Origin of the sequence: uncultured Escherichia sp. (assembly GCF_948475835.1) — a bacterium.
GTDB lineage: Bacteria > Pseudomonadota > Gammaproteobacteria > Enterobacterales > Enterobacteriaceae > ECMA0423.
Genome location: NZ_CAOLGM010000020.1, coordinates 38,771 through 45,879, shown reverse-complemented (window position 1 = coordinate 45,879; position 7,109 = coordinate 38,771). Strand labels below are relative to the sequence as shown.

At 49.7% G+C, this 7,109-nt stretch carries 7 protein-coding genes and 2 pseudogenes; 6 read left to right on the top strand and 3 right to left on the bottom strand.

All coding sequences use genetic code 11. From position 1 onward, the window contains the following. Positions 1-77 precede the first annotated feature (77 nt). Both yiaY and aldB read left to right on the top strand, forming a co-directional pair. Positions 78-1,229 (top strand): L-threonine dehydrogenase, encoded by a 1,152-nt coding sequence (gene yiaY, locus QZF50_RS06440; RefSeq protein WP_000168712.1) that lies wholly within the window; start codon positions 78-80, stop codon positions 1,227-1,229. A 164-nt stretch (positions 1,230-1,393) separates the two neighbouring features. Further along, positions 1,394-2,932 carry an aldehyde dehydrogenase AldB gene (gene aldB / locus QZF50_RS06435; RefSeq protein WP_000183978.1) on the top strand — a complete coding sequence of 513 codons (1,539 nt, stop codon included), beginning with the start codon at positions 1,394-1,396 and terminating at the stop codon, positions 2,930-2,932. A gap of 218 nt (positions 2,933-3,150) precedes the next feature. On the opposite strand, the gene QZF50_RS06430 is transcribed toward aldB, so the two are convergent. After that, positions 3,151-3,294, bottom strand: coding sequence for a hypothetical protein (locus QZF50_RS06430; RefSeq protein ID WP_001066080.1), 144 nt, complete (start codon positions 3,292-3,294; stop codon positions 3,151-3,153). Between the two features lie 182 nt (positions 3,295-3,476). On the opposite strand from QZF50_RS06430, the gene QZF50_RS06425 reads away from it, so the two are divergent. Next, entirely contained in the window at positions 3,477-3,800 is a 324-nt protein-coding gene (locus QZF50_RS06425) for a DUF3302 domain-containing protein (protein ID WP_000478193.1), read from the top strand. Positions 3,801-3,805: 5 nt separating this feature from the next. After that, the gene (locus tag QZF50_RS06420; RefSeq protein ID WP_000364884.1) at positions 3,806-4,942 is read left to right on the top strand and encodes an HlyD family secretion protein; all 1,137 of its coding nucleotides are present in this window, start codon (positions 3,806-3,808) and stop codon (positions 4,940-4,942) included. Here the strand turns inward: QZF50_RS06420 and QZF50_RS06415 are convergent. Then, the gene (locus tag QZF50_RS06415) at positions 4,939-5,913 is read right to left on the bottom strand and encodes a LysR family transcriptional regulator (protein WP_000164036.1); all 975 of its coding nucleotides are present in this window, start codon (positions 5,911-5,913) and stop codon (positions 4,939-4,941) included. The two genes, QZF50_RS06420 and QZF50_RS06415, sit on opposite strands and share 4 nt — an antisense overlap. 123 nt (positions 5,914-6,036) lie before the next feature. Between QZF50_RS06415 and QZF50_RS06410 the strand changes: the two genes are divergently transcribed. Beyond that, the gene (locus tag QZF50_RS06410; RefSeq protein ID WP_000906808.1) at positions 6,037-6,777 is read left to right on the top strand and encodes a MipA/OmpV family protein; all 741 of its coding nucleotides are present in this window, start codon (positions 6,037-6,039) and stop codon (positions 6,775-6,777) included. Here the strand turns inward: QZF50_RS06410 and QZF50_RS06405 are convergent. Beyond that, positions 6,724-6,987 (bottom strand): annotated as a pseudogene (locus QZF50_RS06405) (hypothetical protein); the annotation flags it as partial. The gene QZF50_RS06410 and the pseudogene QZF50_RS06405 overlap by 54 nt on opposite strands. A gap of 3 nt (positions 6,988-6,990) precedes the next feature. Here QZF50_RS06405 and QZF50_RS06400 point away from each other — a divergent pair. Continuing rightward, positions 6,991-7,092: pseudogene (locus tag QZF50_RS06400) on the top strand (AraC family transcriptional regulator); the annotation flags it as partial. Between the last annotated feature and the right edge of the window lie 17 nt (positions 7,093-7,109).

The following is a 7,109-nucleotide window of genomic DNA, read 5'->3' as shown; positions in this document are numbered from 1 at the left end:
TAATAATAATGATCATGTTTTCGAATGAAAATCCTCAGTAAGCTGCCCACCCTTTTTTACACTTTCAGGAGTGTGTTATGGCATCTTCAACTTTCTTTATTCCTTCTGTGAATGTCATCGGCGCTGATTCATTGACTGATGCAATGAATATGATGGCAGATTATGGATTTACCCGTACCTTAATTGTCACTGACAGTATGTTAACGAAATTAGGTATGGCGGGCGATGTGCAAAAAGCACTGGAAGAACGCAATATTTTTAGCGTTATTTATGATGGCACCCAACCTAACCCCACCACGGAAAACGTCGCCGCAGGGTTGAAATTACTTAAAGAGAATAATTGCGATAGCGTGATCTCCTTAGGCGGTGGTTCTCCACACGACTGCGCAAAAGGTATTGCGCTGGTGGCAGCCAATGGCGGCGATATTCGCGATTACGAAGGCGTTGACCGCTCTGCAAAACCGCAGCTGCCGATGATCGCCATCAATACCACGGCGGGTACGGCCTCTGAAATGACCCGTTTCTGCATCATCACTGACGAAGCGCGTCATATCAAAATGGCGATTGTTGATAAACATGTCACTCCGCTGCTTTCTGTCAATGACTCCTCTCTGATGATTGGTATGCCGAAGTCACTGACCGCCGCAACGGGTATGGATGCCTTAACGCACGCTATCGAAGCGTATGTTTCTATTGCCGCCACGCCGATCACTGACGCTTGTGCACTGAAAGCCGTGACCATGATTGCCGAAAATCTGCCGTTAGCCGTTGAAGATGGCAGTAATGCGAAAGCGCGTGAAGCAATGGCTTATGCCCAGTTCCTCGCCGGTATGGCGTTCAATAATGCTTCTCTGGGTTATGTTCATGCGATGGCGCACCAGCTGGGCGGTTTCTACAACCTGCCACACGGTGTATGTAACGCCGTTTTGCTGCCGCATGTTCAGGTATTCAACAGCAAAGTCGCCGCCGCACGTCTGCGTGACTGTGCCGCTGCAATGGGCGTGAACGTGACAGGTAAAAACGATGCGGAAGGTGCTGAAGCCTGCATTAACGCCATCCGTGAACTGGCGAAGAAAGTGGATATCCCGGCAGGCCTACGCGACCTGAACGTGAAAGAAGAAGATTTCGCGGTTCTGGCGACTAATGCCCTGAAAGATGCCTGTGGTTTTACTAACCCGATCCAGGCAACTCACGAAGAAATTGTGGCGATTTATCGCGCAGCGATGTAATCATCATTTCCACAACGGCTGGCAAATTGTCAGCCGCTTTTTCAACTATCTCTGTAACCCTTGCCCGTAAATTCGTGATAGCTGTCGTAAAGCTGTTACCGACTGGCGAAGATTTCGCCAGTCACGTCTACCCTTGTTATACCTCACACCGCAAGGAGACGATCATGACCAATAATCCCCCTTCAGCACAGATTAAGCCCGGCGAGTATGGTTTCCCCCTCAAGTTAAAAGCCCGCTATGACAACTTTATTGGCGGCGAATGGGTTGCCCCTGCCGACGGCGAGTATTACCAGAATCTGACGCCGGTGACCGGGCAGCTGCTGTGCGAAGTGGCGTCTTCGGGCAAACGAGACATCGATCTGGCGCTGGATGCTGCGCACAAAGTGAAAGATAAATGGGCGCACACCTCGGTGCAGGATCGCGCGGCGATTCTGTTTAAGATTGCCGATCGAATGGAACAAAACCTTGAGCTGTTAGCGACGGCTGAAACCTGGGATAACGGCAAACCCATTCGCGAAACCAGTGCTGCCGACGTGCCGCTGGCGATTGACCATTTTCGCTATTTCGCCTCGTGTATTCGGGCGCAGGAAGGTGGGATCAGTGAAGTTGATAGCGAAACCGTGGCCTATCATTTCCATGAACCGTTAGGCGTGGTGGGGCAGATTATCCCGTGGAACTTCCCGCTGCTGATGGCGAGCTGGAAAATGGCTCCCGCGCTGGCGGCGGGCAACTGTGTGGTGCTGAAACCCGCACGTCTTACCCCGCTTTCTGTACTGCTGCTAATGGAAATCGTCGGTGATTTACTGCCGCCGGGCGTGGTGAACGTGGTCAACGGCGCAGGTGGGGAAATTGGCGAATATCTGGCGACCTCGAAACGCATCGCCAAAGTGGCGTTTACCGGCTCAACGGAAGTGGGCCAACAAATTATGCAATACGCCACGCAAAACATTATTCCGGTAACCCTGGAGCTGGGCGGCAAGTCGCCAAATATCTTCTTTGCTGATGTGATGGATGAAGAAGATGCCTTTTTCGATAAAGCGCTGGAAGGCTTTGCACTGTTCGCCTTTAACCAGGGCGAAGTTTGCACCTGTCCAAGCCGTGCTTTAGTGCAGGAGTCTATCTACGAACGCTTTATGGAACGCGCCATCCGCCGTGTCGAAAGCATTCGCAGCGGTAACCCACTCGACAGCGTGACGCAAATGGGCGCGCAGGTTTCTCACGGGCAACTGGAAACCATCCTCAACTACATTGATATCGGTAAAAAAGAGGGCGCTGACGTGCTCACAGGCGGGCGGCGCAAGCTGCTGGAAGGTGAACTGAAAGACGGCTACTACCTCGAACCGACGATTCTGTTTGGTCAGAACAATATGCGGGTGTTCCAGGAGGAGATTTTTGGCCCGGTGCTGGCGGTGACCACCTTCAAAACGATGGAAGAAGCGCTGGAGCTGGCGAACGATACGCAATATGGCCTGGGCGCGGGCGTCTGGAGCCGCAACGGTAATCTGGCCTATAAGATGGGGCGCGGCATACAGGCTGGGCGCGTGTGGACCAACTGTTATCACGCTTACCCGGCACATGCGGCGTTTGGTGGCTACAAACAATCAGGTATCGGTCGCGAAACCCACAAGATGATGCTGGAGCATTACCAGCAAACCAAGTGCCTGCTGGTGAGCTACTCGGATAAACCGTTGGGGCTGTTCTGATATAAGAAGCTGGTCGCATTGGGTATTCATTGCCTGATGCGACGCTTACGCGTCTTATCATGCCTACGGGAACCTGACCGTAGGCCGGATAAGGCGTACACGCCGCATCCGGCATAAACAAAGCGCACGTTGTTACAATTTACGTTTTAAACCTACGTGCGCAATAACCCAGACTACGCCAACAGAAGTGCGTTTCTGGGGCGTGTTTTGTCAGGAGTTTAATCTCGCGTTTCGATGGTGAGCGGGCGAACCAGGCCGTAAATCACCATTGGTGATCCGAGGCCAATCAGCAATAAACGGTAGATAATTGAAGGTTTAATACGCTTAATCTGTACTGTGGATGTTTTACTGGAGTTATTCATTAGTTTGGCCAATAGTTCCACTATTTCAATATGATAAACCTCGTCCTGTTGAAAAACCAGACAGCACATTTAAGAAAGTATATAAAAAACAATATGTCGTTATATAAATAAGGAAATTGCACTGCATCATGGCATTTCATAATATGCGTTAATTGTTCTTTTTTATATTCTTTGAGGGAAATATGTTCCTGGACTATTTTGCACTGGGAGTGCTTATTTTTGTATTTCTGGTGATATTCTATGGGATTATTATTTTACATGATATTCCCTACCTGATTGCTAAAAAACGTAATCATCCTCATGCCGACGCCATTCATGTTGCTGGTTGGGTGAGTCTTTTTACGTTACATGTTATCTGGCCATTTTTGTGGATTTGGGCCACGCTTTACCGCCCGGAGCGGGGATGGGGAATGCAAAACCATGACTCCTCCGTTGTGCAACTACAACAGCGTATTGCCGGGCTGGAGAAACAGCTCGCCGACATCAAATCCTCTTCTGCCGAGTAATACTTATGGATTTACTGATTATTTTAACCTATGTGGCTTTCGCATGGGCAATGTTTAAGATCTTCAAAATTCCTGTAAATAAATGGACCATTCCCACCGCGGCCCTGGGTGGCATATTTATTGTCAGCGGTTTAATTCTGTTAATGAACTATAACCATCCGTATACCTTTAAAGCGCAAAAAGCGGTTATTTCTATTCCAGTTGTCCCGCAGGTGACAGGCGTGGTGATCGAAGTGACGGACAAGAAAAATACGCTGATTAAAAAAGGCGAGGTGCTTTTTCGACTGGACCCGACGCGTTATCAGGCGCGGGTGGATCGGCTGATGGCGGATATCGTTACCGCAGAACATAAACAGCGGGCGTTGGGCGCAGAGTTAGATGAGATGGCGGCGAATACTCAGCAGGCAAAGGCCACGCGGGATAAATTCGCTAAAGAGTATCAGCGTTACGCACGCGGCAGCCAGGCGAAAGTAAACCCGTTTTCAGAACGCGATATCGATGTGGCGCGGCAAAATTATCTGGCGCAGGAAGCCTCCGTGAAGTCATCGGCGGCGGAACAAAAACAGATCCAGAGCCAGCTGGATAGCCTGGTGTTGGGTGAACATTCTCAAATCGCCAGCCTGAAAGCACAGCTCGCGGAAGCAAAATATAACCTTGAGCAGACGATAGTGCGTGCGCCGAGCGATGGTTATGTGACCCAGGTACTGATTCGTCCGGGTACCTATGCCGCGTCGCTGCCGCTACGTCCGGTGATGGTGTTTATACCCGATCAGAAACGACAAATCGTGGCGCAGTTCCGTCAGAACTCCTTGCTGCGACTGGCTCCTGGCGACGATGCGGAAGTGGTGTTTAATGCTCTGCCAGGTAAGGTATTCAGCGGTAAGCTGGCAGCCATTAGTCCAGCCGTTCCCGGCGGAGCTTATCAGTCGACCGGCACCTTACAGACGTTAAACACAGCGCCGGGTTCAGATGGCGTTATCGCGACCATTGAACTGGATGAGCACACTGATTTGAGCGCTTTACCAGACGGTATTTACGCCCAGGTGGCGGTTTACTCTGATCATTTCAGCCATGTCTCGGTGATGCGCAAAGTGCTATTACGCATGACCAGCTGGGTGCATTACCTTTATCTCGATCATTAATCTTCGCTTTCCGCCGCTTGTTCAGGCCGCAGTTGCTGCGACTGAGCAAGCTGGTGGCGAATTTCACGCAGCATTTCATCCAGCACATACTGGACCCGCCAGGGCTGGTATTCCCGTTTACGGAAGATAGCCACCAGATCCAGCCACCATTCATAGGGTTGCTGAAAGCAGGGCACCAGCGTGCCGTCTTGCAGGTCGCTCTGCACACTTTTGTCTGGCGCAAACACAATCCCCAGGTGATTTCGTGCCAGCTCCAGCGCAGATTGCGTGTTGTCGCAAACGTAATTTCCCTTCACGCGATAATCCCGCACCTCTTTACTCCCGGCGACGTTGAAGCGCCAGATATTCGCGTCGTCGATCATCATCGAGTCGATCAAAATACAGGAGTGATGTTCGAGTTCGTCAGGACGGCTAATGGGATGTTTCTCAAGATAGCGCTGGCTGGCATAAGCGGTTACGGCATATTGGGTAATAAAACTGGCAACCAGCGATTCATCTTTTGGTGGAGCGTAGCTGATTAAAACATCACAATCATCAGGAAATTCGACGCCTTCATAAAAGGCATTACGCTCAAGATTGCAGGTTTTTAGCGATAAGGTGATATCACCGATATCTTTAATTTTATCGATTACATGTTTGGATAAATAGGTAATTATGCCGGTTGGGGCGTAGATGGTGACCCGACCACGTTTCTCATGCTTATAATCTGCAATAAAATTATTAAGCTGCTCGTTTCTGTCCAGCATGTCGTTGATGTACGGTAACAGCGCGGTACCAAAAGGTGTGAGCATCAGCTGCCGGGTGGTTCGGTCAAAGACTTTTAAACCCACTTTTGATTCAAAATCAGCAAGGTATTTGCTGACGTTGGCCTGTGCGATGCCAAGTACAGTCGCGGCATGGCTGATATTTTCACTGGCAGCGATTACCGAGATAATTTTTAACTCCCGGTACTTAAGTTGTAATTTTGTCATCGCAACAGCCCAATTATATATAATTTTATATATTACTATATAAATATGAATCTTGCACCGAAGAAATTGTAAGCATTACTATGCCGACTCTTTTTTATCTTATTTTAAAATGGAATACCGGACATGTTAATTAATCGCAATATTGTGGCGTTATTTGCGTTGCCTTTTATGGCAAGCGCAACTGCTTCTGAATTATCCATTGGTGCTGGTGCAGCTTATAATGAATCGCCTTATCGCGGTTATAATGAAAATACAAAGGCAATTCCGCTGATTAGTTATGAAGGTGATTCTTTTTATGTTCGTCAGACCACGTTAGGTTTTATTCTGTCGCAAAGTGAAAAAAATGAACTTAGCCTGACCGCATCCTGGATGCCGCTGGAATTTGACCCTGCCGATAATGACGATTATGCCATGCAACAGCTTGATAAGCGTGATAGTACGGCTATGGCGGGGGTTGCCTGGTATCACCACGAGCGTTGGGGAACTGTGAAAGCCTCTGCGGCTGCGGACGTTCTGGATAACAGCAACGGCTGGGTGGGGGAGCTATCGGTTTTCCACAAAATGCAGATAGGTCGCCTGTCGCTGACACCTGCGCTGGGCGTGCTCTATTATGACGAGAATTTCAGTGACTATTACTATGGCATTTCAGAGAGTGAGTCCCGTCGTAGCGGTCTGGCAAGTTATTCCGCGCAGGATGCCTGGGTGCCCTATGTCAGCCTGACGGCAAAATACCCGATAGGAGAGCACGTCGTATTGATGGCGAGCGCAGGATACAGCGAGCTGCCGGAAGAGATTACCAACAGCCCGATGATTGATCGTAATGAGAGTTTTACCTTTATCACCGGCGTGAGCTGGCGTTTTTAATTCACCGGTGGATGTCGGTGCGGCTGGTGCTCCGTCGTAATGCCACAAAGGTTGTTGCTCTGGATTGCTCTGTTCATACCGGGAACCTGGCGTCTGAATCAGGATCTTATGGCTGAACAATCCCTTGCCTTCAAATGTCGTAAATGGCGCATCGGCGGGCAGCAACAGGTTATGCAGTGACTCGACGTTGTCGGCCTGCTCCATGCAATACGGTTTAATGACGTTGGCTATTTCCGGCAGATTTTTCGCAAGCACACCGGTTTAACGCCAGCAGCGTGGAAGCGGCGTTACAGCAAGGAACATATCAATTCGTAGTGCCGGGGCGATGAAGC

Excerpts from the sequence above, each read along its gene's own strand:
- yiaY (WP_000168712.1), top strand. The coding sequence starts at position 78 with ATGGCATCTTCAACTTTCTTTATTCCTTCTGTGAATGTCATCGGCGCT.
- aldB (WP_000183978.1), top strand. The coding sequence starts at position 1,394 with ATGACCAATAATCCCCCTTCAGCACAGATTAAGCCCGGCGAGTATGGT.
- QZF50_RS06430 (WP_001066080.1), bottom strand. The coding sequence starts at position 3,294 with ATGAATAACTCCAGTAAAACATCCACAGTACAGATTAAGCGTATTAAA.
- QZF50_RS06425 (WP_000478193.1), top strand. The coding sequence starts at position 3,477 with ATGTTCCTGGACTATTTTGCACTGGGAGTGCTTATTTTTGTATTTCTG.
- QZF50_RS06420 (WP_000364884.1), top strand. The coding sequence starts at position 3,806 with ATGGATTTACTGATTATTTTAACCTATGTGGCTTTCGCATGGGCAATG.
- QZF50_RS06415 (WP_000164036.1), bottom strand. The coding sequence starts at position 5,913 with ATGACAAAATTACAACTTAAGTACCGGGAGTTAAAAATTATCTCGGTA.
- QZF50_RS06410 (WP_000906808.1), top strand. The coding sequence starts at position 6,037 with ATGTTAATTAATCGCAATATTGTGGCGTTATTTGCGTTGCCTTTTATG.